Source organism: Acidobacteriota bacterium (assembly GCA_022562055.1).
Lineage (GTDB): Bacteria > Actinomycetota > Acidimicrobiia > Spongiisociales > UBA5794 > BMS3BBIN02.
Map to the genome: position 1 here is coordinate 26728 of JADFQA010000017.1, position 25395 is coordinate 52122.

At 59.1% G+C, this 25395-nt stretch carries 28 protein-coding genes; 15 read left to right on the top strand and 13 right to left on the bottom strand.

The window, feature by feature from the left end; translation table 11 throughout:
* Positions 1–183: 183 nt before the first annotated feature.
* From IIC71_07490 to IIC71_07500, 3 genes are all read right to left on the bottom strand, one after another.
* The gene (locus tag IIC71_07490; protein MCH7669027.1) at positions 184–444 is read right to left on the bottom strand and encodes a hypothetical protein; all 261 of its coding nucleotides are present in this window, start codon (positions 442–444) and stop codon (positions 184–186) included.
* A 65-nt stretch (positions 445–509) separates the two neighbouring features.
* Positions 510–1148, bottom strand: a complete 639-nt coding sequence (locus tag IIC71_07495; protein MCH7669028.1) for a hypothetical protein — start codon at positions 1146–1148, stop codon at positions 510–512.
* Positions 1135–1764: a hypothetical protein gene (locus IIC71_07500; protein MCH7669029.1), complete on the bottom strand. Its 630-nt coding sequence runs from the start codon at positions 1762–1764 to the stop codon at positions 1135–1137. The genes IIC71_07495 and IIC71_07500 overlap by 14 nt, the downstream gene beginning before the upstream one ends.
* 225 nt (positions 1765–1989) lie before the next feature.
* On the opposite strand from IIC71_07500, the gene IIC71_07505 reads away from it, so the two are divergent.
* Complete coding sequence (locus IIC71_07505) at positions 1990–2685, top strand: hypothetical protein (GenBank protein ID MCH7669030.1); 696 nt, start codon at positions 1990–1992, stop codon at positions 2683–2685.
* 407 nt (positions 2686–3092) lie between these two features.
* Here the strand turns inward: IIC71_07505 and IIC71_07510 are convergent, their stop codons facing one another.
* Complete coding sequence (locus IIC71_07510; protein ID MCH7669031.1) at positions 3093–3791, bottom strand: TetR/AcrR family transcriptional regulator; 699 nt, start codon at positions 3789–3791, stop codon at positions 3093–3095.
* Between the two features lie 127 nt (positions 3792–3918).
* Here IIC71_07510 and IIC71_07515 point away from each other — a divergent pair, with 127 nt between their 5' ends.
* From IIC71_07515 to dnaB, 7 genes are all read left to right on the top strand, one after another.
* Positions 3919–4845: an NAD-dependent epimerase/dehydratase family protein gene (locus tag IIC71_07515; protein ID MCH7669032.1), complete on the top strand. Its 927-nt coding sequence runs from the start codon at positions 3919–3921 to the stop codon at positions 4843–4845.
* Positions 4846–4919: 74 nt separating this feature from the next.
* Positions 4920–5402, top strand: a complete 483-nt coding sequence (locus tag IIC71_07520; GenBank protein ID MCH7669033.1) for a GNAT family N-acetyltransferase — start codon at positions 4920–4922, stop codon at positions 5400–5402.
* A 140-nt stretch (positions 5403–5542) separates the two neighbouring features.
* Complete coding sequence (rpsF, locus tag IIC71_07525) at positions 5543–5830, top strand: 30S ribosomal protein S6 (protein ID MCH7669034.1); 288 nt, start codon at positions 5543–5545, stop codon at positions 5828–5830.
* Positions 5831–5929: 99 nt separating this feature from the next.
* A complete protein-coding gene (gene ssb / locus IIC71_07530; protein MCH7669035.1) occupies positions 5930–6397 on the top strand; it encodes a single-stranded DNA-binding protein in 468 nt (155 codons plus the stop codon).
* A 20-nt stretch (positions 6398–6417) separates the two neighbouring features.
* Positions 6418–6687 (top strand): 30S ribosomal protein S18, encoded by a 270-nt coding sequence (locus tag IIC71_07535; GenBank protein ID MCH7669036.1) that lies wholly within the window; start codon positions 6418–6420, stop codon positions 6685–6687.
* Positions 6687–7133 carry a 50S ribosomal protein L9 gene (gene rplI / locus IIC71_07540; protein MCH7669037.1) on the top strand — a complete coding sequence of 149 codons (447 nt, stop codon included), beginning with the start codon at positions 6687–6689 and terminating at the stop codon, positions 7131–7133. The genes IIC71_07535 and rplI overlap by 1 nt, the downstream gene beginning before the upstream one ends.
* A 12-nt stretch (positions 7134–7145) precedes the next feature.
* Positions 7146–8501, top strand: a complete 1356-nt coding sequence (dnaB, locus tag IIC71_07545) for a replicative DNA helicase (GenBank protein MCH7669038.1) — start codon at positions 7146–7148, stop codon at positions 8499–8501.
* Positions 8502–8704: 203 nt separating this feature from the next.
* Here dnaB and IIC71_07550 read toward each other — a convergent pair whose 3' ends face one another.
* The 4 genes from IIC71_07550 to IIC71_07565 form a co-directional block, all read right to left on the bottom strand.
* Positions 8705–9538 (bottom strand): SDR family oxidoreductase, encoded by an 834-nt coding sequence (locus IIC71_07550; GenBank protein ID MCH7669039.1) that lies wholly within the window; start codon positions 9536–9538, stop codon positions 8705–8707.
* A 112-nt stretch (positions 9539–9650) separates the two neighbouring features.
* The gene (locus IIC71_07555) at positions 9651–10067 is read right to left on the bottom strand and encodes a VOC family protein (GenBank protein MCH7669040.1); all 417 of its coding nucleotides are present in this window, start codon (positions 10065–10067) and stop codon (positions 9651–9653) included.
* 146 nt (positions 10068–10213) lie between these two features.
* Complete coding sequence (locus IIC71_07560) at positions 10214–10732, bottom strand: LysE family transporter (GenBank protein MCH7669041.1); 519 nt, start codon at positions 10730–10732, stop codon at positions 10214–10216.
* Positions 10733–11765: 1033 nt separating this feature from the next.
* Positions 11766–13061: a hypothetical protein gene (locus IIC71_07565; GenBank protein MCH7669042.1), complete on the bottom strand. Its 1296-nt coding sequence runs from the start codon at positions 13059–13061 to the stop codon at positions 11766–11768.
* 106 nt (positions 13062–13167) lie between these two features.
* Here IIC71_07565 and IIC71_07570 point away from each other — a divergent pair, with 106 nt between their 5' ends.
* Both IIC71_07570 and IIC71_07575 read left to right on the top strand, forming a co-directional pair.
* Entirely contained in the window at positions 13168–14031 is an 864-nt protein-coding gene (locus tag IIC71_07570; protein MCH7669043.1) for an EamA family transporter, read from the top strand.
* 10 nt (positions 14032–14041) lie between these two features.
* Positions 14042–15148: an ABC transporter ATP-binding protein gene (locus tag IIC71_07575; protein MCH7669044.1), complete on the top strand. Its 1107-nt coding sequence runs from the start codon at positions 14042–14044 to the stop codon at positions 15146–15148.
* Here IIC71_07575 and IIC71_07580 read toward each other — a convergent pair.
* The 3 genes from IIC71_07580 to IIC71_07590 all read right to left on the bottom strand — a co-directional run bounded on the left by IIC71_07580 (position 15117) and on the right by IIC71_07590 (position 18307).
* The gene (locus tag IIC71_07580) at positions 15117–16484 is read right to left on the bottom strand and encodes a HAMP domain-containing histidine kinase (protein ID MCH7669045.1); all 1368 of its coding nucleotides are present in this window, start codon (positions 16482–16484) and stop codon (positions 15117–15119) included. The genes IIC71_07575 and IIC71_07580 overlap by 32 nt on opposite strands.
* A complete protein-coding gene (locus IIC71_07585; GenBank protein ID MCH7669046.1) occupies positions 16481–17170 on the bottom strand; it encodes a response regulator transcription factor in 690 nt (229 codons plus the stop codon). The genes IIC71_07580 and IIC71_07585 overlap by 4 nt, the downstream gene beginning before the upstream one ends.
* A gap of 120 nt (positions 17171–17290) precedes the next feature.
* The gene (locus IIC71_07590; protein MCH7669047.1) at positions 17291–18307 is read right to left on the bottom strand and encodes an alcohol dehydrogenase catalytic domain-containing protein; all 1017 of its coding nucleotides are present in this window, start codon (positions 18305–18307) and stop codon (positions 17291–17293) included.
* An 88-nt stretch (positions 18308–18395) separates the two neighbouring features.
* Between IIC71_07590 and IIC71_07595 the strand changes: the two genes are divergently transcribed.
* The 5 genes from IIC71_07595 to IIC71_07615 all read left to right on the top strand — a co-directional run bounded on the left by IIC71_07595 (position 18396) and on the right by IIC71_07615 (position 24111).
* On the top strand, positions 18396–21923 hold the full coding sequence (locus IIC71_07595; protein ID MCH7669048.1) for an FtsX-like permease family protein: 3528 nt from the start codon (positions 18396–18398) through the stop codon (positions 21921–21923).
* Positions 21920–22762, top strand: a complete 843-nt coding sequence (locus tag IIC71_07600) for an ABC transporter ATP-binding protein (GenBank protein MCH7669049.1) — start codon at positions 21920–21922, stop codon at positions 22760–22762. The genes IIC71_07595 and IIC71_07600 overlap by 4 nt, the downstream gene beginning before the upstream one ends.
* Entirely contained in the window at positions 22755–23465 is a 711-nt protein-coding gene (locus tag IIC71_07605; protein ID MCH7669050.1) for an ABC transporter ATP-binding protein, read from the top strand. Before IIC71_07600 ends, IIC71_07605 begins: the two co-directional genes overlap by 8 nt.
* Positions 23466–23603: 138 nt before the next feature.
* Positions 23604–23786 (top strand): hypothetical protein, encoded by a 183-nt coding sequence (locus tag IIC71_07610; GenBank protein MCH7669051.1) that lies wholly within the window; start codon positions 23604–23606, stop codon positions 23784–23786.
* Positions 23787–23859: 73 nt separating this feature from the next.
* Complete coding sequence (locus tag IIC71_07615; protein ID MCH7669052.1) at positions 23860–24111, top strand: hypothetical protein; 252 nt, start codon at positions 23860–23862, stop codon at positions 24109–24111.
* Positions 24112–24230: 119 nt separating this feature from the next.
* Here IIC71_07615 and IIC71_07620 read toward each other — a convergent pair whose 3' ends face one another.
* Both IIC71_07620 and IIC71_07625 read right to left on the bottom strand, forming a co-directional pair.
* Complete coding sequence (locus tag IIC71_07620) at positions 24231–24824, bottom strand: VOC family protein (GenBank protein MCH7669053.1); 594 nt, start codon at positions 24822–24824, stop codon at positions 24231–24233.
* Entirely contained in the window at positions 24728–25321 is a 594-nt protein-coding gene (locus tag IIC71_07625; protein ID MCH7669054.1) for a polyisoprenoid-binding protein, read from the bottom strand. Before IIC71_07625 ends, IIC71_07620 begins: the two co-directional genes overlap by 97 nt.
* Between the last annotated feature and the right edge of the window lie 74 nt (positions 25322–25395).

A 25395-nucleotide genomic window follows, 5' to 3' on the forward strand; every position in this document is an offset into this window, starting at 1 on the left:
TGGCTTCCACCCCCGTGGTGCCCGTGTCGGCCACAACCGCTGCAGCTTTACGACATGGTCTTGGGACTATCGCTTGGAGTTGTCGATTGGGGAGCCCTCACCAGGCCATCTGGCACCGCACCACAGCGGGGTAGTGGCACTGGCGATATAGCTTCCCCCGAGCGGAGTCCGGCAGATAGCGTGTCAGCGGGGTGGCGTTTCGGGAAGCCCGAACGCGGCGAAAAGCGCAGTATCGTCGAACCCGCAGATCGAAGATATTTTCGACCCACTAACCGTAAGAACCATGATGCCGTGGGGCCGGTGGCTCTGCGATGAGTCGAGGTAGTCAGCAAAGGCTGGCTGCCCATTCGCTCTGGTGGCGATCAGTGGTAGTGCCCCGATGTCTCCTTCAGGGTGCAACGAAGCGAAGAAGTCGGTGACGTCTTTGCGTCCCTCCCACTGCAAAGTTCGGCCGGGTGGATATCGGATCCGGACATCGAGTCAGGAACGCGATGTTATGTTGCCTGGACCTACCTACTGCTAATGACCAAATTGAACAGGCCGGCTTCGTTTGTGTTGGAATCGGATCGATAGAACTGTGCGAGGTCGGGTGCCCCGTCGTTGTCCGCGATCTTCTCGAAGCGAAGACGGAACTGGACGCTGTCTCGACTCTGTGCCACTGCCTCGCTCACGGATTTCGTCACGTCGCACTCGAGGGTTGTGCTGCCGGTCACTCGACATGCGGTTGCCTCTGCGTCGGCGGAGAGGTCGAACAACTGCGGCCCGAACTCGGAGTAAGTTATCGGCTCAATCAGCAGTGATCCGAGATCTTCAAAAGGCGCTCCGGCGGTGCTCAACACGTCGGATCTGACTATCGCCGAGACCACGTTGATGCCTTCGGGCAGTGCGAAGGTCAAGAACGTTTGCACACCGTCACCTTCGGGGAACGACGGGTTGAGGTTGTCGCCTACGAAGAGGCCTGTGCCGGTGCCGGCAAATCCGATGGGCGTGTGGCCTTCGAGTGTTCCCCCTTGGTTTGCGATGCTGAGGGTTCCAGAAGCTGTGGGGCTGGGTACCGAATCTCCTGTGGTAGTGGTTGCGGTTGTATTTCCACACGCGGCAGCGACCAGCATGAGGCCGATGATCATGCGGCTCTTAACGTACGCCATCGAGGATCCCTTCTGCAGCGTAGCGGGCGACTGATTGTTCAAGCACCGTGAGATCGGTTCCATTCGTGCCACCAAACATGAGCCTCATCGAGTCGTCGAGCACATGATGCAATCCGAAGATATGGCCCACTTCGTGGCTGCTCACGCGTTCATCGTTGACGGACGGTTCGTCGATGACGAAGAAGATTCGCGAGCCGACAGGTGTTACCCCGTTTGCTCTGCCAACGCTGCGGACATAGAACCCGTTGATACTGGCCGGGTCCGGGACAGCGATTGCTCCGATGGCCGCGGCATTGAGAAAGGGAGATGTGTCGCCTGCGGCAAGTGAGTTGAGCACGTCGCCTGGGACGCTAATCCGAGTGACGGTCTCCACGGAGAGTTCGATCCCCGCTTGACTCCAAATGGTGTTCATCCGGTTGGCGATTTCTGCGACTTCGGCTACCTGGCGTTGCGACGAGAGGGGGGATTCGGCGTCGCTATTCGCATCGTCGACAATGTATAGAGACATCGAAACGATGATGGGCTTGTAATCGGTGGCCCGTTCCTCGGTGATTGCTGCGGCACCCGTCGAGCTGCATGCGGCCGCGACGAGAGCGAAGGAAACAAGAAAGCGCATCTCACTGCAACACCCCACCGGCCGCCGCCATTTCGTGTTAGGCGAACCGGTACCAAAGTCGGAGCTGTTGCAACGATCTTTCGAACGTGGAATGACTAAGTAGCTGAAGGTTGGTCTCAGGTCGACCGCTAGAGCCTATCAGTCCGGCAGTGCGATTCGTTTGTGCAGCACCATGGATTCGGCGTGTATTGAAGCAAGGAACGGCTGATGTCCGAGAGATCGAACATGTTGAAAACAATCCCACGCTTAGGTTCCATGCCACTGCTGGTCAAGGTTTTTGTCACCGGGACTGCCGTTATGGCATTCTTGGCTCTGTTGGGTTTTGTCGTCAATCCCGACTGGGATCTCGTCAAGGTTGGCGAAGAAAACAACATTCCAACCTGGTTCTCTTCAGTGCAACTTTTTGCCATTGGTGCTGTGTTGTCGATAATTGTGGTTCGCGACGCCTCGCCAAAAAGACCGTTGACATGGACGATATCTGTCGTACCAGGGTTGTTCGTGCTGTTGTCGCTCGACGAGGTCGCCATGTTTCACGAGCGTCTTGGCGATTGGCTTAGAGGGAGCACCGACGTTGGGTCTGGGGTGCTGAGCGGTCCGTGGGTCCTCATCTTTGTTCCGGTAATCGGGTTGCTTACCGTCGCCGCCGCAATCGTGTTCCGGCCATATCTCCGAGGTCGGAGTGACGTCGTTGCACTCGCCATTGTCGGATTCGCAATGTTGGGATTCTCGGCTGTCGGGCTTGAGCTAGCCGGAAACTTTCCCGCAAGCGGATCGCTGCTCCAGAAGCTGCTCATCTTCGCCGAGGAAATCGGTGAGATGCTCGCCGCGAACATGATTCTGTGGTCGGCGGTGCTCGTGGTGCAGCACGAAGGCATCCGCATCGACCTAGGGAGCCGCCGTTCCCTGCAGCGGGTGTCGTAGGGCATTCTTTTTGCGTTTCGGGCTGAGGACGGTAGGAGGTTGTCGGCGCAGTTGAGGGTTCCTCCGGTCGCTGCGTCCCCACTTTCGTTGCGGCGGCCCGCTTCGGGCGTACAGCCATAGTTCAGCGGTCAGGTTGTAGTGGGGACAATGGATCTTGGCGCGTCATCCGGGATATGAGCGGGTCCGTTGCTTGCAAACACGCCACCGGGTGACAAGGATCGCCTCGACTAGCAAGACAATCGGCGCATGCCTCCGTGCTGATCAGAACACATTCTTTTCTTGGATGAGCTCTGCCGCAGCAGGCGGCGGTGGTTATTGCTTCGGCCCATGTCGCGACCTTCGTAGCCGTCCGTGTAGTAGCTGGTGTCTGTTGCGGCAGGGGATTGCTCAGTGTGGCTGTGGGGACGTTAGAGGTCGAGAGTCTTGCTCGCCAGGGTCAGCATCTGGTCGAAGTACGCCTCGTTGTCCGCAATGACGTTGTTGAAGTGGCCGAAGATTTCGAAACTAATGGTGCCCAGAATCTGAATCCATGCTGCGAGGCCCAGCGTGAAGAGCGACGGAGGGACTGTCGCGGCGTATTCTCTTGCGAGCTTTGTAAAATCAATCTCGAGCGATTCGCCTAGGTCGGGTTGGTTGACGCCAGCCTCGGGCTCCGAACTCTTGGCACTCTGAAGGATTGCGAGTAGTCGTCTGGTAACCCGCGTTGCCGGCACGATCGTGTCTTCTGGTGCTTTGTAGCCTGGGACAGGGGTGCCGTAGATGAGGGCGTACTCGTGGGGGTTGGCGAGGGCCCAGTTGCGCACGGCGTGACCGATCGTCTTGAAGCGCAACCCGAAGTCGTCGCGAGCGACCTTTGCCTCCGCCTTTTCGGCCGCAGCGCCAAGGGCGTTGTATGCATCGATGATCAACGCGGTGATGAGCGCTTCCCTGCTCGGAAAATATCGGTAGATAGCGGATGACGACATTTCTAAATCGCGGGTGATAGCTCTCACAGACAGCGATGCAGCGCCCACTTCCGCGAGTTGACGGCGAGCGGCAACCAGGATCTCTCGTGTCATTTCGGCGCGGACTCTCGCCCTTGCTGTTTGAGTGGCGTTTGGTGGCATGGTCCCATTGTGGCGGATAACGAGAGCGGTGGCAAGAAACGAGAGCAGTGCTCTTGCGAAACTGCGAGCACCGTGTCATACTGTGAGCAGTGCTCTCGCAGGGAGATCACTTTTTAGGAGGAAATTCATGGGGACACACGTTGTTGTCGGTGCCGGGCCTACCGGTGCTGGGACTGCCCGCAAGCTCGCTGACATGGGGCATGAAGTGGTTGTTGTAACCCGATCGGGTACAGAGATCAACCACTCCGAGATCAAGGCTAGGGCTATCGATGCCAACGACGCCGCGGCCCTGGCGGGTGTTGCTGACGACATCGAAGCCATATACAACTGCGCGAATCCTCCGTACTACGCATGGAGTGCGCAGTGGCCGCCGCTGGCGCAGTCTTTGTTGAGCACCGCCGAGCAGCACGACGCCGTTTTGGTAACGATGAGCAACCTTTACGGGTACGGACCTGTCAGCGAGCCGATGAGGGAATCCCATCCGTTAGCGGCTACGTATGCCAAGGGGCAGGTGCGGGCGCAGATGTGGCGCGATGCGCTTGCAGCCCACGACGCTGGGCGAGTCCGCGTGACCGAGGCGCGAGCTTCCGACTTCTTTGGGCCGGGTGTTGGACAATCGGCACACATGGGGTCCCGCATGGTCGATCGGGCGCTTGCCGGCAAGCCGGTTGCCGTAGTCGGAAATCCTGATGCCATACACAGTTGGACCGCAATGGACGACACAACAACCTTGTTGGCGCGGCTCGGCACCGACGGGCAGGCCTGGGGGCGGGCATGGCACGTTCCATCCGCACCACCAATGTCGCAGCGCGAGTTCATCCACCTTCTCTGCGAGGTCGCCGGTATCGATCCTGTCAAGGTCCGTGGCCGAACATCGTTCGAACTCTGGATTGCAGGCGTTTTTTCAAAGACCATCCGTGAGGTGGGCGATGTGCTCTACCAGTTGGAGAGTCCCTTCGTTATTGACTCTTCCGCCGCCACCAAGACTTTCGGACTCCAGGCAACGCCGACCAGAGACGTCCTGTCTGAAGTTGTCGCGTTGGCTAAAAGGTAGTTTGGCGTTGCGTCGTCGTCGCGCAACACTGCAAGGTGCGGGACAACGTTAATCGTGTCAGCTTGGAGGATTCGGTGTCTGAGATCGAGATTCGCAAGGCCACCCCGGATGACGCGGCCCTGCTCCTTCGGTTCATAAAGGAGTTGGCCGTCTTCGAAAAGGCCGCGAGCGAGGTGGTTGCCGACGTTGCGGCCATCAGGGATTCGTTGTTCGGCTCTGATTCCAACGCTTCGGGTCTGATCTGTCTCCTTGATGGAACACCGATCGGCTTTGCGGTCTACTTCTATAACTACTCGACGTGGCTCGGGAAACGCGGGCTGTTCTTAGAAGACCTGTTTGTCGAGCCGCGGCACCGAGGCAGTGGTGCAGGCAAGGCGCTACTGAAACAGCTTGCTGTGATCGCTGTCGACGAGGGTTGTGATCGATTCGAATGGAACGTTTTGAAGTGGAACGAACCCGCAATTCAGTTCTATGAGTCGATAGGCGCGCTACCGCAAAACGAATGGGTCGGCTACCGGCTTAGTGGTGATGCGTTGATAACACTCGCCGGTTCGTAGTCAAACCGGCTCGATCCGCTTTCGCGGTCTCGACCGAGGCGCAAAGGTGGTCTACACTCACACCGTAATTCAGTAACTACCCCTGTTCCCGGAAAGTCTGGAAACCTGTCGCCCGAGGGTGACTGTCCGAAGGAGGAAACTTGCGTACATACGAGTTGATGGTCATCCATCGACCTGCGACGAGCGAAGATGACGTCCGCAGCCACATCGAAGAAGTCAACAAGGCGATTGCCGACGGTGGCACTCTTACGACGACCGACTTTTGGGGGAAGCGGCGTTTCGCCTACGAGATTGAGAAGGTCAGCGAGGGCTTTTACTCGGTCTTTGAGTTCGAGGGCGACAACGACTTGTTGGACTCCCTGAACCGTTCTCTGACTCTGCGCGATGCAGTGATGCGTCACAAGATCGTGCGCACCGACGAGGACTAGGAACTCCAAACGTGTCACACCCCGGTCGCATAGTGGTGTTTGTGCGGGTCTCAAATACCCAGTCCGCCGAGAGGGCAAGAAGAGAGAAGCGAGAGCAGTATGAGTGGTAATAGCGTAACCCTGGTTGGCAATCTGGTCGATGATCCAGAACTTCGATTCACCCCATCGGGTGCAGCGATGGCAAAGATTCGTTTCGCCGTCAACCGTCGATACCAGGTCAATGGCGAATGGCAGGAGCAGACGAGTTTTTTCACCGGAACCTGTTGGCGAGAGATGGCTGAGAACGCCGCGGAGTCTCTCACCAAGGGCGCCCGGGTGATTGTGTCCGGGCGCCTTGAGCAGCGCACCTGGGAGACCCAAGACGGTGACAAACGATCTGTTGTCGAGATCCAAATCGACGAGATCGGCCCGTCACTCCGCTGGGCAACCGCGAGTGTCACTCGAACCCAGCGCCAGGGCGGCGGGGACTATGGCGGAGGCGGTGGTGGCGGCAATGTCACTACACCGTCCATGCCGGCGGCTCCGGTTGTAAAAAATGACTTCGGGCCGGATGAAGCCCCGTTCTAAGAACTCAATAGGAGGACCATATGGCCCCGCGTAGCCGTAACAACAAACGTCGTCGCCCTTCGGCGGCTGACGGTCGGCGAAGAAAAAAGGCGTGTCCGTTCTGCAAGGACACCAGCCTGAAAATCGACTACAAAGAGACTGCGCTCCTGCGCAAGTTCATGTCCGACCGAGGCAAGATCAGGGCGCGTCGTGTCACCGGTCTGTGCGCAATCCACCAGCGCCGGGTAGCCAACGCGATCAAGAATGCTCGTGAGATGGCTCTGCTTCCATACACCCAGGTGCGCCAGTAATGCAGGTCATCCTCACGAAGGACGTCTCCGACCTCGGTGGCAAGGGTGAGATTGTGGATGTGAGCAAAGGTTTCGCGCGCAACTTCCTGCTGCCAAAGAAGTTGGCTGTGCTCGCGACTGATGGCGCCTTGGCTCAAGCCGACGAGATGCGCCGCGCGGCCGAGGAGGCCGAGCGCATCGCCAAAGCGGCTGCCGAAGTCATTGCGCAAACCCTCGTTGGTCAGCGCATTGTGGTCGCGGCTCGCTCCGGCGATGAAGGCAAGCTGTATGGCTCTATAGCGCCGCATGACGTAGCCTTTGCGATCGAGAAGTTCACAGGCGTGACCGTTGATCAGCACGACATCATTATCGAGACGCCTATCAAGGAGATCGGGCTTCACGAGGTCGGCATCAGGCCGCACTCGGCTGTGGAGTTTCGGGTGACTCTCGACGTCATCCCGGCGTAAGAGCTTCCATTCATGACTTTTCCGCCGCAAGAGCAAGGCGGCCGATCCCTACGGAGGCCGCCTCACAGCATCGAGGCAGAAGAGTCTGTGCTGGGTGCCGTGTTGCTCTCGTCGGAGGCGATCAATACAGCACTGGAGAAGCTTCATTCTGAAGATTTCTACCATCCGTCGCATCAGCTCATATTCGAGGCGATTACGAGTCTGTTTGATGCCAACGAACCGATCGACGCTGTTACTGTCGCCGAGCAGCTACGGCGCTCCGACTCGCTTGACAAAATCGGTGGCATCGGCTTCCTGACCAAACTGCTCGATTCGGTACCGGTGGCGTCGAGTATCGACTACTACGCGGGCATCGTTGAAGAACACGCCCTGCGTCGCCGACTGATGAATGCCGGTGGCCAGGTGGCCGGTTACGCCAACGAAATGGAGTTGCCGCTCAACGAGGTTCTCGACCTCGCCGAACAATCCGTGTACGCAGTCTCGGACCGACGTGTCGGGTCGGGTCTTGCACTCATCGACCCGGTGCTTGGTCAGGCGGTCGAACTCGCCGAACTTCGCCACCAGCAGGGTGGTGACGTCACCGGCATCTCGACCGGGTATTTGGACATCGATAAGAAGCTCGGCGGCTTCAATAAATCAAACCTCATTATCCTCGCCGCTCGCCCTGGCATGGGCAAAACTGCGTTGGCCTTGAACATTGCACAGAACGTCGGCACTTCCGGGCTTCCCGTAGCGGTGTTCTCGTTGGAGATGAGTCGCGAAGAGATTGTTACCCGCATGTTGTGTGCGGCCGGGCGCATCGACTCGCAGAAGCTCCGCACCGGGCAACTAACCGACAATGACTTCACGAAACTCTCGAGGGCAGCGAACGAGTTGTACAAAAAGCCGATCTATGTCGACGACTCCCCGGGCTTGACCGTGACCGAGATTCGTGCCAAAGCGAGGCGACTAGCGCGTCGCCCCGGGCTGTCGCTGATTGTTGTTGACTACATCCAACTCATGCAGGGTTCGGGTGCCGAGAACCGTCAGCAGGAGATCTCTGAGATCAGCCGCAATCTCAAGAGCCTGGCACGCGAACTTGAAGTACCGGTTCTTGCCCTTTCGCAGCTCAACCGCGCCCTGGAGTCACGCGAGGATCGCCGCCCCCGTCTTGGGGACCTTCGTGAGTCCGGTGCCATCGAGCAGGATGCGGACATCGTCATGTTTATCTACCGCAACGAGTATTACCACCCGGAGGACATGGAGACGAGGGGCACTGCCGAACTCATTATCTCAAAACACCGCCAGGGATCTGTTGGGGTGATCCACATGACGTTTTTCCCCGAGTTCACGTTGTTCGGAGACCTCGCCCGGGTGCCGGTGCCGTGATCCCCACCGCCTTGCTTCGAGGATTCACCCTGTTTTGCAACTGGCGGTCAGAGCCGTATGTCGTGTAGTTCTCGGGACGACAACATCTGGCGAGCCGCCGTCCGTTTACTTCCGCTTGGGCAGCCTGCACCGGCGAGTACTGTCTCTGACCAGTGCGTTCGCTACGATACGTTCATAGATCCTCTATAACGATGGCACCGCGATCACGCTGCGGTCATCTCCTCGCTAATCGTCCATAACTTCTTTGCGTTGGCCTCATTGGTGGCGGCACTGTTGGGGCTCTTCTCTTTGTTGTTGAAGAAGTATTTCCCGGTCACACCCTCAACGTTTGGTGATGTCGCGAGATAGATGGAGGTCTGGGCCCCTTTGGCCGGGGTGCGCATCATTGGGGCGATGGCTTTGATCATCGTCCGCATGAGGCCGGGATTGTTGCGACCGAAGTTGCTCGCTACCGCCCCTGGGTGAGCCGCGTTGGCGGTAACCCCGGTGCCTTCGAGACGTCTGGCCAACTCACGAGTGAACAAGATGTTGGCGAGTTTTGACTTACCGTACACTCGCATGCCGCCGTACCTCTTGGTTGAGTTAATGTCGTCGAAGTCGATGTTGGCCATTTTGTGGGCAACCGATGACACTGTGATGATGCGGCTCGGAGCGCTCTCCTTCAGGCGGTCGAGCAACAGTTCGGTCAGCAGAAATGGGCCGAGATGGTTGATTGCGAACGTCGCTTCGATGCCGTCTTCGGTTTCTTCGCGTTTGTTGAGGGTTACGCCGGCGTTGTTGATAAGTACATGAAGCGGTCGCGATAGTGCGAGAAACTCGGCAGCGACGCTTCTGACCTGTTGCTGTGACCCAAGGTCGGCAAGGAGCAGGTCGGTCGTCCCGTCCCCCTGCTTCGCGATATCTGCCATGGCGGCCTCCCCGCGACCTCGGTCGCGGCATAGGAGCACCACGTCTGCACCCATCTCGGCGAGCGCCAATGCGGTTTCCTTGCCGATTCCGCTGTTGGCTCCAGTGACCATGCATGTCTTGCCGCTCATGTCGACGTGTTGATTGCTGCTCATGTGTCGGTACTCCAGCCTTGCGGTTCTGGCGGACGGTATCCGCATGGGTGTTCTCAGAGTTTGGCGGTTGTCTTGGCCGAACGTGGGCTCAGTTGAGCGCTCCGGTCGCCTGACCAACTTCGATGATATGACCGTCTGGGTCGCGAATGTAACAGCGGATCTCGGGGCCTCTGTCGATCGGCGGCGTCAGGAACTCGGCGCCCTTGGCGCTCCACTCCCTGTAGATGTGCTGAATGTCTGCAACTCTGATGTTGAGGAACGCGCTGACTCGGTTTGGATCTTTCGGAGTTTCGAGAGTCACTTCTGGTTTGTCGTCGGTTGGTCCACCACCGACATTTGCAATGATCCACCCATTCGCCAATTTCATGATCAGCGGGTCTTCGAGCACCGCTTTCGCCCCTAGCACCCCTACGTAGAATTGTTTGGTCCGCTCTAGATCTTCACAGACGATGAAATGCGTCAGCAGTATGCCTTCGCTTGGTGCGGGAAAATCGGAGTCTGTCATGGCACTATTCCTTGCTGTAGCTGCCGAACCCGTGCGTGCACAACCTGGCTCTCAATCAACCATAGTTGGACGTATGTTGCCCGATGACGCGATGCGGCCACGCTTGGGGACCATCCAGTGTCGTCTGTTCGCCAGTTAATGGCGCCCTAACGGACCGCTTGTGCGAGTAGACCGGCGGCGAGCAGGTAGATCGCCCCGATGCCTGTTTGTAACACGATGGTTCGTCGAGCGTTGAGGTGCGCCGAAATTTTCGACGCCGCGAGCGTGTAGATCGTGTAGTTCGTCAATGCGATCGGCACTCCGATGGCGCCGAGGATTGCAAACTGAACAGCGGCTGGGCCATCGGATGTGACGAACTGCGGGAGCACGGCCGCGTATTGAAGGATCGCTTTAGGGTTTGACAGCGATACGATCATTGCACGCCGTGCGATCTCGTCGCGGGTTGGTGCGGTCTTAATGTCACTGACGAAGCTTCCCGGCGACCCAATCTGTCTCACTCCGAGCAACGCAAGATACGCAACGCCCAGCCACTTCAGCGTCGAGAACGCAGTGGGTGAATTCGCGAAGATCGTCCCAGCACCGGTTGCCGCCACACTCATGTGCACCACTGACGCCAGCGCGATCCCCATCGGCGCAAAGACGGCACCGCTACTACCGCATTTCATCTCCCGAAGTGGCTCGGTTGCTGGAAGATATGGACTCGATCACGTTGCCCACGATCGCAGCGCCGAAGCGGCCGAACCCCGGATCTGAACTCTCTTTCGCCCGCTGTTGTTACGACCACCTGGCTGGGCGTCTGGGCGTTCAACTTTACGAGTCGCTCGTACGGCAGGGCGTCATCGACGTTTCGAGTGGCGGTGCGTTCCTAACAACCGCCGGAGCGAGCCGGTTCGAGCTGCTTGGTATCGATGTTTCGGATTTGGAGCGCGCGCAGCGAGTTCTCGTCCGACCTTATCTTGACTGGCCTCAAAGAAAACATCACTTGGGGGAGCGCTCGGTGCTGCACTGTTGAGTCACATGATTCGCAATGGGTGGCTGACAAGGCGCGTCAATCGACGGGTACTGCGGCTTACACGGATTGGACGGGACGAAATGGAACGCCACTTTGCGCTCGTTCCGAGCACCTAGAAGCGACAGAGGCTGAGTCGCAGCACGACCGATGGGATCTCGGCCGTACACGAAGCCAGACCCTGATCCACTAAGCGGCGAGCCCGCCGCGACGCTGGAATCAACCGACAAACACAAGAACGCCCCCGCACGGTGCCGTTCTTGTGTCTGTCCTTAGGGGGCGCTCGTGAGGAGAGAGTAACCGGAGAGAAGGGGGACTCCTCCGATTGCTTTAGTGTTCCGGTGGAGTGTGTGTGGAGGAACCGCCACCCTAAGTTGTCATCTCTATCATCGGCAATCAAATAGCCAACTCCTGAGCATTATTGACCCAACGCGCGTTGTGACTAGTCAATTGCACCCAGATTCTGGGATGTGGGTGCACCTACAGGACCGGCGACACGCCGTGTTTGTTGTGCGAACCGCAAACCAAAATAGCCGCGTGTGCAAGCGGTGAAGACGACCGTGCGACCACCTGGGCAACTGCTTGAAGCGTTCCGAGTCGCCAATCCGACAGCAGCGCCTCCGACTTCATTGTCCGATGGCGAGTCGGTTTGGACCGACTCTGGGAGGATCGATTCCGTGAGGGTTCGTCTAGTCGGTGGACTCGAATCCAATCAGCTCCGAGGGGAGAGGCTCCTCGTCGATAGTGCCTCCAGTGTCGTCGCCGAGTGCGTCGACGCGGACCCGTTCGCTTCGTAGGAGGGCGGAGCCCAAGACGGCGAACGACACCTTGTCTGGTGCAACCGACGCACGTGATGCAAAGGCGAGCACGAGGTCGTTGGGGACCGCGAAATAGATGCCCTTGCTCGAGTCCCAGAGCGATGCAGGAACTTCAGCAATCACGACTGGTTCGTTGTCACCAACACCGAAGCGGAAGAGGAAGAGCCGGATGTTCGACTCGGGTTGGAGCAACGCAACCCACGAGGGTCCGCCCAATGTGGATATCGCTGCACCCGTCCACCCGGCGTCTGTATGGACGCCGATCGCGACGTTGTCTAGTCCACCGCCGCCGATAATCTCGACAAGGACGGAGCGCCGTTCGAGCTGGTCGCGGATTTCCTGTGGCGCTTCCTCGACATCGCGGTCATTGATGGCGAGGGCCTCGTACGCCTGGACTGCCGTCAAAGGGCGCTCTACGAGCACGTCGATAAGTTCCAGAGCGGGAACCACCGTGTTCGCTGAGAGGGCAGCCTCGCGGATGCGCAGCTCGCGCGCTAATTCGCCAAGCAATTCGGCCATTGTGCCTTGCCACGAACGTGACAACACCGCGAGGTCCGCGGAGTGCTGTTCAGTACCCGGACCGACGAATGAGCCCTGGGCTCGGGTTTCGACCACCCCCATAAGCGAATAGGGACTGACATTGCTCAGGTCGTCATAGGTATCCGTGTCTCCCTGGAACCCGAGGATCAGGACAACCGGGTCCACGATCGAATCAACCACCGTGGCCGCGTCGGTCCCACGACCCCACAGACGGTTGAGACTTGGCCAGATCATAATTGTGTCCGATGGGGCCTCAATGTCGGGCCGCGTGTTGTCCACGTAGGCAACCTCTATAACGGTTGCTTCGAGAGCGATGAGGCTGCCCTGTTGGTCCGTGAGACGAAGGTCTTTGACTTGAACGACGATGGCGGGCGGAGAAATACGTGCCAGGGACCCCGAACGAGGCTCAGAGTTGAACTGATTCGCTGCACTCTTTGGGGTTGTTGGATCTCCCTCCGCGGTGTCGGACTCGTCCACTTCGGTGCCGGTCGTGGTTGTCGCCCCGACTTCCGCTGTCGTTGTCGACGTGAAACCGGTAGGTGTCGTGGAACACGCCGCACCCACGATCGCTAACACGATGATGGCGATGGAAGTGCGGGGCCGGAAGCGCAATGCATTAGCAACCATGATCAATTCTATGACGTTTTCTCCCGTGAGCGAGAGAATGTGACGTGGTACTGAGTGATGCCGCTGTCATATTTTCGGACGAGAGCAAGCGGTTTAAGCTCGCACGATGCTGCGACGCTTTCCGCCTGTTCTTGTGATCGCTGGGGTCGCTCTTGTGTGGGGTGCTATTCCACTCATAGTTCGCGAGGAGATCCCGGCTACGCAGCTTGTCGCTACCCGAGTGCTGTTCGGCGGGATCGCGATGTTTGCGATCCTGGCTGCCAAGGGCGATGTATCTATTGCCAGGGAACAGGTTCCGCGCGTCATCTTGCTTGGGTTCATTCTCACTGCGCACTGGTTGACGGTTTTTGCGGCGATCAAGACAACGTCGGTAGCTGTGGCGCTGGCGGTCGTTTATCTCGGACCGATGATGGCGTCATTGCTTGCACCCCGATTCCTCGGTGAACGATTCAATGCTAAGGCGGCGCTCGGACTCGTCCCTGCGGTTGTCGGCACGATGCTCGTGCTGTCGCCGGGCTCGGGCGCCACGGCGCAGGGCATAGCGCTGGCTGCCGTGTCGGCAGCGTTCGTGACGGCCCTCATGCTCGTTGGTAAACTGGCCGCTGCTGCGATCGGAGGAATGAAGCTAGCAGCATACGAGATGGCTGTAGCCACCGCGCTGTTGTTTCCATGGAGCGTTGCGGCAGCGCGAGAGTCCGCCCATCTGTGGAAGCAACTTCTCGTGTTGGGGGTACTTCTCACGGGCTTCGCGCTTGCGATCTATTGGACGACGATGGCGAGATTGCCCATGTCTACGACGGTGGTCCTCATGTATCTTGAACCGGCGTCGGCCGCAGTGTTGGCCATGGTTGTACTCGGCGAAGCTACATCGGCATATTCATGGGTCGGCATTGGGCTTGTCATTCTTGGCGGGGTGACTGTCGCTCTATGGAGTGACGACTCGACCGTTGAGGCGTCGCTAGCCGGATAATGTGGGCCTTATGACAGATGCTGCGCCGGTGGTTTTTCGGGCAACAGATCTTCGTGTGTCTCTGTATGACGCGGACGATGTTCCACGCAAGAGGCCCCGGCCCCACGGTGCACAGGACGACGTGTTGTCACCGCCGTGGCGTTCAGCGATTCGCGGTGTGTCGTTCGAGGTTCGACGCGGCGAAGTGCTCAGCATTGTTGGGGAGTCTGCATCTGGAAAGACTCTCTCGATGTATGCGGCTCTCAGGTTGTTGGGACCGGGTGCGCAAGCAACCGGTGGGGAGGTTGAATTGTTTGGGCAGTCCTTCCCGGTGCGCGTGGACAACAATTCGATCGGATCCCCCGGTCGCCACCGGCGGGGCCGTGTTGTCGATCCTGACGATGAATGGCGTCGTCTTCTCGGGTCTCGGGTCGGGATCCTGTTCCAAGATCCGATAGGCGCCTGGACTCCGCAGCTCACCATCGGGGAACAGGCCGGAGAGGCGCTGGACGAACACTTCTCCCTCACAACCGAGGAGATCGAGCGCCGTGTTCGCGACGCTCTTGGATCGGTGAACTTGCCGAAGCGTGGTTTTGGTGCATTCTCGTTCCTGCTCAGCAGGGGTCAAGCTCAGCGAGCCATGCTTGCGGCGGCCATTGTGAAGGCGCCCGACCTCTTGATAGCTGATGAGCCGCTGGCCGGACTCGACCCAAACTCGGCCGCATCTATCCTTGCGCTGCTTCGCGACATGCAAGAAGCGCGTGGCATGGCGATGATCTTTATCACGCACGACCTAGCGAGAGCCGCCAGTTTCTCGGACCGCATTGCTGTGATGTATGCGGGCCGTATTGTTGAGACCGGCCTTGTTGAGGACGTAATTCGGCGCCCTAGACACCCCTACACGGAAGGTCTTATCGGTGCGCTTCCGATGGTGGGGCAGGATCGGTTGCGCCCTATCCGCGGTGCCCCCCCGAGGCTGCTGGAGTCGTTTGCCGGTTGCAGCTTTGCGAGTCGCTGCGACTTTGTCTCGAATAGGTGTGCTGATGTTCCTCCGCTCGTCCACAGTGCGGGCGACTCCGCTGACGCCTGCTGGCGCTCGGGTGAGCTCAGCCTTCAGGGACTTTCGTCGGCACGCTGAAGCCGATCCGAGACCCGACGCCAAACGTCGACGCCGCATGGACCGCACCGTCGTGATCCTCGGCAATACGTTTCACGATCGACAGTCCAAGACCGGATCCTGCGGTTTGGCGAGCTTCAGCCGTGCGGTAGAAACGGTCGAATATCTTTTCGAGTTCCTCTGCTCGGACCCCGGTGCCTTCGTCAATCACGGTCACCACGCCAGCAGCTACTTCGATGTGAATGTCGGTTTTGGCGCCGGACCATTTGATTGCGTTTTGGACCAGGTTTGCTATCGCCCGCCCAAGTTCGATGCGGATCCCGTGAACCACCGAATCATCCGCGGTGACGACGATCGTGCGGTGCGAGCGACGCCGGGCGTCTGCGGCCGCGGTTTCAGCCACCGCGGCGAGGGACACGTCGGTGAATGCAATCTCTGCTCTTGAGTCGGTTGCGGTATCGACGAGCTCAGTGACCAAAGCAGTGAGTTCGTGGACCTCGGTGGATATCTCACTGACGATCTGTCGTCGGGTATCTGTGTCGATATCAGGTGCTCGCTCAAGCAGGTCGGCGTTCATCCGTAGCGCCGTCAGCGGAGTACGGAGCTCGTGGCTGGCGTCTCGTACGAGCTGGTGTTGCACGGCTTTCGACGACTTCAACGCTGCCAGCATCTCGTTGAAGCGGGTGGCCAACTGAGCCAACTCATCGTTGCCATTGACGGTGAGCCGGGCGTCGAGGTCGTTCGTTGACGCTACATGTTCGGCAGCCGCGCTCAGTGCCGCGATGGGGCGAGTCGCCCGAGAGGCAACTGCGACGCCGGCTGCACCGGCGAGGCCAAGGCCTACAGCGCCGGCCAATGCAAGACGGTTTGCCAGCCCCGAGAGAGTTTCGTCTGTCTCGGTGAGGGATCGTGCAAACTGGAGAACAGCCCCTGACGGCGCCGCTATCGAGATCATCCTTATGTGCTCGCCCTCCGCCCAAACGCTTTCAAACGCCCTTGTCATACCGCCCTGCTGGACGAGAGCCGCTGAGCCGTCAACTGGGAGTGTCGGACCGGATTCTCCGATTGACGTAATCGTCCCATCCGGGTTCAGGACCTGCCCATACAACGTGTCGAAATTGCCGCGCGGGCGGTTGAAGGCTTCGCCGATCGTTGAAAAGAGGTGTCGCGCCAGGAGTCTGTCGCGGGATGCGGGACCGGCCTCGCGCAGAGCACTGCTGGCCCGTTCGTCGAGACTGGCGTCGATCTGATTGACGAGTTCTCTCTGGGTGAACAAGTACGCGCTCCACGAGACGAGTAACACCGCGACCGCCACTGCGGCGGATGATGCCAACGCGACCCTGGTACGGAACTTCAAGTTTCCAGCCTCGCTACATAGCCGACCCCGCGCACCGTCTGCACAATGCGCTCGTGGCCCCCCTCCTCGGTCTTCCGACGGAGATAGCCGACGTACACCTCAAGCGGGTTCGAACTCGTATCAAAGTCGTATCCCCAGATCTCCTCGTAGATCCGTGCCCGCGGGATCACGATGCCTGCGTTAGTCATAAGCAGCGCGAGCAGATCGAACTCGGTTTTCGTGAGATTGATCGAGTGACCTGCCCGGATAACGGTACGAGCGTCGATGTTCATTGTGAGGTCACCCACCTGTAGCACTTCTGTCGTCGTGCCCGTGGAGCGACGGAGTAGCGCGCGAATGCGAGCGAGAAGTTCTTCGAGGGCGAACGGTTTGACAAGGTAGTCGTCAGCCCCGGCGTCTAAACCTGCCACGCGATCGCTTACTTCGTGTCGTGCTGTGAGCATGAGAACCGGTGTTGTTATGCCGCGACTGCGGATGAGTCGACAGGTCTCAAGCCCGTCGAGAAAGGGCATAAGTACATCAAGGAGGATCAGATCGATGTGCTCGGTACGCAGCTTCTCAAGAGCCTCGGCACCGTCGTTCGCTGTCAGAACTTCGAATTCCTCAAATTGCAGCGCACGCGACACAGCCTCGCGGATTGCCGGATCGTCTTCAGCGATCAGAATCGTCGGTGCGGTGGTCGTCATGCTTTTTTCCCGGTGCTTATTGGTATCTTGGTCGACTGTGCCATGGCTGGCGTGACAATCACATGAGAAACACATGAGAGTGGTCGTGCAAGATAGGTCATGCGGGGTCTTCTGTCAGGCTCAATCGAATTGGATGATCGTTCGGGCTGGCGCGGTACCTGAGTCCAGGGCGTCGAGCACGCCGTTCACTGACTTGGAAGTGAACGTCACTGAGTTGGTGACCAACGTGTCCGCAGCGAAGAGGCCGGATTCGGCGAGGCCCATCAGTTCCTCAAGGTCCGCGATCGTATGGTCGGAGCACCCGATCAGTTCCTTTTCTCCCGCAACGAGATCGGTGTATGGGCCGACTGCAAAGGTGTCAGGCGTGAGTCCGACCGCGACCGCCCGACCGAGCGGCCGGAGCACGTCGAGACAGGTGCGCATGAGCGCGGGCGAACCGACCAATTCGAGAGCAACATCGGCGCCGCCGGCTGCGCTGATCGCAGTGGCGGGATCGTCGTCTCCGTCGATTGGTATCGCACCGAATGTCTGTGCAGCAGTGAGTTTGTCCTCGTCGATATCCACGGCGAAGACCTTCGACGCACCAAGTAAAAGGGCGAGCTGGATCGCTGACACCCCCAGTCCACCGGCGCCGACAATTGCAACGACCTCACCGGCAGCCAACCGGCCCTTTCTCAGAGCGTGAAGCGAAGTAGACGACGAGCAGCCCATGACCGCCGCGGCGCCGTAGCTCACCGATTCCGGGATGAGCACCGTGTTCTGGGCGGGGACCCCCAGATATTCGGCGTAACCGCCGTCGCGATCTTTTCCGATCATCTCGCCAGATGAGCAGAAGCGCTCCTGCCCGGCGACGCAGAACCGGCAGGTGCCGCATCCGACGGTGTAGTGGACGACGACACGGTCGCCAACGGTCCGTCCGCGTGTTTGTGACCCGACGAATACGATCGCCCCCGCGACCTCGTGCCCAAACACGGTGCCATCTTCAACAGGCGGGAAACCCGATCGGTAATGGGCGTCAGACCGGCAGATGCCAGCGGCCTGGACCTGTATCAGAACGTCGCCGCTTCCAGCGACGGGTACATCGACGTCCGCTTCGATCAGCGGCAGGTTCGCTTGGGAGAATCGCAAAACGCGCATGCAGAATCGTAGCCCCGCCGCTAGCGCTGATCGCCCAAGACCGGGTCCTGGGGCTAAGGTTGCGGCGACTGGAGGCAGAGGGGTACGCATGCGATTCGTCACATACGGCGGGCTCGTTGTCCGCAGAGTATGGGCAAAACGAGGGACGCTGGCAGGGTCCTTCGCCGGAGCCGCGATCGTCATAGCCTTGTTTGTGGTCGTCCCTCTGTACGAGGACTCCATCAAGGCGATCGACCTTCAGTTTGCGATTTCCGGCACCGGTAGCGACGAAACCGCAGTCGAAATGAACGCCTCGATGACGGACTTTGTGCTTTCCGACGTAGTTCGCAACAGGACCGTTGTCGACACGAACGGTGCGGCATTCCTGCTGCCGTGGTACACGAAGAGCTTCGAATGGGTGAGATCTCGTGAGTTCGTCGTGATCCCTCCCTCCAGCACAACTGACTGGGAGGCCGACGCCTATGCGTGGCGTCAACGCAAGGACGAATTTGCGGACACAAACCCTGGCGAAGAGTTCGACGAGAACATCGTATACCCGCGGCCACCCCGAGAACCGCTCCAGTTTCGGACCTGGTCGGGTGTAGACGTCGAGTCACGACTGAACATTGTTGAGGGCTCGTGGCCCGATCCGATTGTGCAGCAGACGAAGGGTGAGTCCGTTCCTGTGCTCGGGGTCGTCCTCGGCACCGACCTGGCGAGACTGGCGAACTTAGACATCGGCGATCGCTTTTACACGCGAGCATTGACCAGCATCCCCGAGTCGTTTGCCCTTGTTGAGGTTGCCGCGATTGCTGAGGCGGTTGCACCGAATGACGCCTATTGGGGTTTCAGTATGCCTAGCAGGCTCGTCTTTTACTCTCTGGCCTCGTTCGAGGCGTGGATGACCGGTGTGCCTGTTAATCCCGAGGACGACGCGTGGGGTCGAAGATCGGTCGGGTTCTCGGGCGCCGATGTCAACCAGCACTTTCGGTTCGATCTCGATCCGGCGACTGTGGCCTTCGAGGACATACCCGCGTTGCGCAACGGCTTGTCTCAGATGCGGACGGTGTCATCTCGAGACACTAAGGGTGATGTGTCTGTCGAAACGCCCATCATTGGGTTGTTGGATCGGTTTGACACCCGGTCGGTGGTTGTCGGTGCCCCGATACAGGGTATTTTGGCTCTCGTCATCGGTGGCGCGGTCTACTTTCTCGTGTATACGGCGTCGATCACGTTGGAACGCGAGGGTACAGAACTCGCGTTGCTTCGATCCAGAGGCGCGAGCGCTTGGCAAACTGTGGGGATTCACATTGCCCAATCAGCAGTGGTTGTTGGTGCCGCGACGGCTATTGCGCCAACACTTGCCCGCGCGTTGGTTGCAGTGACTGGTCGCGTTCCACCTATGTCCGAGCTGACTGGTGGAGCCGCGCTCGGTGTGACCGAGGCACAGGAGCTGACGCGGTTCTTGTTCGCCGGCGCAGCGTTGGCTTTCATTGCGATGGGTCTCGCCATAGTTCCGTTTGCTCGCAAATCTGTGCTCGAGCTCCGCCTCCTCACGAGCCGCCCGACCCTGAAGTCGGTATGGCAGCGATACAACCTCGACCTTTTTGCAGTCGGTCTGTCAGCTGTGATCCTCGCTCAGCTCGCGCAACGAGGGTTCCTCATCCTCGACGGCGACACGGTTGAGTTGGACCCGGTTGCGATCATCTTTCCCGCGTTGGTGTTGTTCACCGGCGCTCTCCTGTTGTTGCGCATCCTTCCGGCGGTGTTGCGGGTCATTGGATGGACAATGGCGAGAAGTAGCCGCCTCTCGCTTGCGCTACCTGGTTGGCACTTGGCTCGAAACCCCGTCGCGTACGGCAGGCTCGCCCTTTTGGTGTGGCTGACGTCTGGCTTGGGAGCGTTTGCGTTGACATACGCCAATACACTCAACACGTCGTTCGAAGACCGGGCCGTGTTTACCTCCGGTGCCGATGCCAGGATCGTCGGGGAACATGCCGGCTACTTGCAGGTTGGCGACGGCTTTGTAACAACGCCTGTCATGCGGACAACTGGCGGACCGAAGGCCCGAGGCCGCTCGGCGCAGATACTTGCGATCGACCCGTCAACCTTCGCCGGAGTTGTTGGATGGAGAGATGACTATTCGCCAACGCCACGCGACAAGTTGTTTGGTCTGCTCCGACCAGATGACGAGATGGCTCGTGTGGGGTTCCCATTGCCCGCGGACACGCTCAGTATTCGTTTCGAGGGCATGGTCCAGCCACAGACCGTGAGACAAAGAGAAACGAATCCGTCGGCCAGCCGTGATTCGGCCACGGCGGTGGTCATCAAGGTTATGGATGCAACGGGGCGTCTCTGGACGATGAGTACCACCGAGAGCTTCACTGATGAGGGGTGGAGCACGATCGAGATCGATTTCTCGACCGGGCTTAACCTCGCTAGTGGTAAGAGGAGGTACATTGACCTTCCCATCGGACCGTATGAACTCCACACAATGTGGTTTGAACTCTCGGACAATCGTAGTGGGCTCAAGGCCAATGGAGATGCTGTCTTCATTGACTCCATGACATTGGTGACCTCATCGGGGGAGACGCCCTTGAATATCTCGCAGCTCGGCGCCACCAACGCTCTCGCGGTGAGCAAGGATCGGCCAAACGCAAGTCTTTTGCGAGCCGTGTACGCCGACGTTCCCAACGATTTCGAAATACCGACCACCGCTGAGCAGCGTCAAGACAAGTGGTTTCGCGAAGGGGAGTCGGATGTTTTCACAGCCCCGATCGGACGGGCGAACTCGCGGACCGTGCCCGAGCTTCGTTTCCGCCTGCAACCACTGTCAGCCCTTGTCGACCAGGATGTGAAGTCCTCCGCTGGGCTTGACCTCGGAGTCTCGGTGCAAATGTCGGCTGGCGGCGTCAACTTTCCCGTCGTCATGGTCGGTGAAATCGACCGTGTACCGACGATGACAGACAATCGGTTCACCGGCAAGATCATCTTCGATCAGCGGCCCTTCGTTGCTTATCTCAATGGTGCGGCGACCTGGAGCATTGACAGACCCCTTGCCGATGTGGCCGGTGCAGATGAGCTGTGGGTGAAAACAGACGACCCCGACGCGGTCATTCGTCGTGCGACCGGTCTACTCGGGTCTGGACTCGATTTTGTAGTGACCGCCCGCGGTTCCGCTGCTGACTTTGCGGGGCGACCCGTGCAGATAGGTCTTGTCGCCATTCTGTTCGTAGGTGCCGTGACGTCTGTCGTGTTGGCGTTGGCGGGAGTCGTCGGGTACGTGCTACTTGCTGTCTCGCGCCGTGCGCGCGAGATGGGAGTTCTCAGGGCGATGGGCTTCCCCCGTCGTGGGGTTGCGATGACGTTCGCTCTTGAGCAAGTGGTGGTCCTCGGCCTTGGTTCGGTGGTCGGCGTGTATGGGGGTGTGCAACTGATGCGGCTCATGGGGCCGTTTCTCCAGCTTGGCGAGACGGCCACGATCGTCGAACCGCCGGTTCGCCTCGCAGTCTCGATCCCGGTTCTGCTTGCTTATGTGGGGGTTGTTGCCGCACTCCTGGTTGGTGCGGTCCTGTGGGCAACCCGGCGAGTGTCTGCTTCGCGCATGAGCGAGGTTCTGAGGGAGGTCGAGCGATGACAGCGGCGATGGTCGAGTGTGTTGATCTCATCAAGATTCATAAGCAGGGCAACCTTGAAGTGGTGGCATTGCATGGCCTCAATTTCGCAATGGAGAAGGGGGAGTTCGTTTCGGTTGTTGGGAGGTCCGGCGCCGGCAAGTCGACTCTGCTTAGGGTGCTGGCCGGTCTCGAACAGCCGTCGGCCGGATCGGTCACCGTTGACGGAGTTCGCCTGTCCGGTATCGACCGGCGCGATCTCACCAACTACTACCGCCGCAATGTGGGCTTCTTGTGGCAGGACTTTCACCGCAACCTTTTGCCATACTTGAAGGTGCGCGCCAACGTTGAACTGCCCATGCTTCTCGCGGGCGTCGGCACTCGAAAGCGAAAAAAGAGGGCCTTCGACTTGCTCGATGCGGTCGGTCTACGGAATCTAGCCTTCGCCAAAGTGGGCACAATGTCGGGAGGCGAACAGCAGCGCCTGGCAATGTGCGTCGCGCTCGCAATGCAGCCAAAGCTGCTGCTTGCTGATGAACCGACGGGCGAGCTTGATACGCCTGCCTCGATCGGTATCTACGACTTGTTGCGCAGCATGTGCGAAGACAGCGGACTGACAGTCCTGGTGGTCACTCACGACGTGGCGCTAGCAACTCGCACAGACCGGATTGTTCGGCTCGCCGACGGCAGACTTGTGACAACCCAGGGCGGTGTTGACGAAACAGTTGTCCAGGTGTCAACGGACGGTGCGGTCCAGTTTCCTCGCGAAATGCTGCGAGCTGCCGGAATCGGCTCAACAACCCGAGCCAGACGCACGGACGAAGGCATCGTCATACGTCCCATGGATAGTTTCGATGCTTGAACTTCGCAACGTTTCCAAGCAATACCTCCGCGGCGCTGTCGGCGCGGCCGATGCGTCGTTTCGGGTCGAACGAGGGGAGTTCCTTACGCTGTTCGGCCCGTCGGGTTCGGGCAAGACCTCACTTCTCCAATTGGCGGGCCTGCTCATTCCGCCAGATCGTGGAGAGGTCTGGATTGATGGAGCTCGTGCAGACAACCTGTCTGAGGCAAGCGCGGCCGAGATCCGACGGACCAAGCTAGGTTTTATCTTTCAGACATCCGGTCTCCTGCCGCTTCTGTCGGCTCACGAAAACATTGAGGTTGCGTTGCGGCTGCTTGGTGTCGGCCGGAGGGCGAGATCGAGTGCAACCGACCTTGCTCTCGCCACAGTAGGGATGAGCGACCGAGCGGAACACCGGCCGGAGGAATTGTCCGGAGGAGAGCAGCAGAGGGTGTCGATTGCACGGGCGCTGGTCCATGAGCCCGCGTATCTCCTGGCGGATGAACCCACCGGCGAACTCGACACAGCCACGGGGGCGGCCATTCTCGGCCTCCTGCGTGATGTCGCTCGCAACGATATGGCGATCATCATGGCATCACACGATCCGGCGGCGGTCGAGTTCTGCGATCGTGCGCTATATGTGAAAGATGGCAAACTATTCCACCCACCCAAGGATGAGCTGGTGCGGTGGCTCACCGATGGGACGCCGATCAGCGTCGAGTAGCCGACTGACGGCCGCGACCTAACGTGTTACTGGGTGGAATCGGTGACGCCGATCGGTCTCGGGAGCACATGCATGGCGGGAAGGTTGTTTGCGGTCGGGGTCGTCAACTTCTTACGATGAGTCACGAGTGACACGCAATTGAAGGAAGACGAGCATGCATGGAATCGACTGCTCGCTCTAGTGGGCGTCATAATCGGAATCATCGGCCTATCCATGGAAGGGCTGACAACCGCCGGTGAGCCGTTCATGGCAGACCTCAGCAAAGCGATTGACGGATTCCCAGACGGGATCCCCACTATCTGGGGAGGGCTAGCGTCCTGAGCACAGCCCATCGTCGCGCTCTTGATCCTCGCGGTAGTCGTGTTCGCCTTGTCGCCCCGACAGGGCCGTTGCCATGGACCGCAATTCGACGATGACGGTCGCCGTGATTGGTGTGGCACTGCTCGCCTACGCGGCGTACAAGATGATCGACACAGGTACCGATGCCGACAACCTTGCGGCTGCCTTTGCCGGTGTTGCAAGCCAGGGCGGACTCCCAGCAGCCTTCCCGGTCGACCTGGGGTTCGGGTTCCTAGTGCTCATCGTAGGTGCCGTTCTGGTGACGTTTGGCGGCGCAATAGGCTTTATGGCGAGCACCGACGACTAATCATCTCGATGTTCAGCTGAACATCGAGACCAACGCACCGTAAGCGAAGCCTCCCTCACTAGGTGAAGGAGGCTTCGCTTGGACCAATCGGACCGACGCTGCGGGGGCTCCAAGTTCGGTTAGGTAGACGGTGTTGTTGCAGTTCGAAGGTCTGTCCAGCGTGCAACTTCGGCCTCCAAGTCGAGGGGATCGATTGGGGCTTCCGATTCGTATGCACCCCACTCATCGTGGGGCAGCATCCACATCACTTCGAACTCGTTGCCGTCGAGGTCAACTCCGTAGACGCTCTTCGTAGCGCCATGACTCGATTCGCCGGTGTAGGCGCCGTTGCGAACCAACGTGGCTCGGGCGTCAGCAAGCTGCTGAATCGTGTCGACTTGCCAGGCCAGGTGATACAGACCTAGAGAGCGCCCACCCTGTCTGCTTGCACTTTCACCCAGACCGAACAGCCCTAGGTCATGGTGATTCTCACCATGACCTAGGCGCAGGAAGGCTGCGTTGGCCCGCGGTTCGCGGGCTATCACTGTCATGTCGAATGTCGTCGTCCAGAAGTCAACCGAGCGTTCCAAGTCTGACACGAACAGCACCGCGTGGTTCAAGCGAACCGCAGGGATGCTCACCCCTCGTCTGTCTGTTTGATGGCTTCGATGTCGATCTCCAGTTTTGCGATCTTGCCCACCATCATGCCACCTGCTTCGAGGGCCTGGTTCCATGTGAGGCCGAATGCTTCGCGGTCGATTTCTGTCGATGCGGAGAACACCGCCCTCGTGCTACCCCACGGATCGGTTGCTTCGCCGCCGTACTCCAGCTTGAGAGTCACGAGGTTGGTTGTTTCGCGAATCGTGAGTTGTCCGTCAATGGTGAAAGTGCCATCGCCGGCGTCAACGACAGTCTTGCTTTCGAATGTGGCTGTTGGATACTGCTCAACATCGAAGAAGTCGGCCGAGCGCAGATGATCGTCTCGATCGCTGACACCGGTGTCGATCGATGCAACATTGATGGAAATCGTCGTCGTCGACGCGAGCTGGTCTTCGGTTACGTTGATCTCACCGGAAAAGTCAGTGAAACGTCCTCTGACCTTTGCTACGACCAGGTGCCGGATGGTGAGGCTGATCGCTGAATGTGCTGGGTCGATCACGTAGCGACCGGGGGCCGGCAGCAATGATCGGCCGTCTGGTGCTGGTGCTTCGGTTGGTGATTGCTGGGTCATGAGGGTCCTTACGAGTTAGTAACTGACTTCGTAATAGTTGACTCTACAGCGATAATAGTTGACGTGTCAATAAC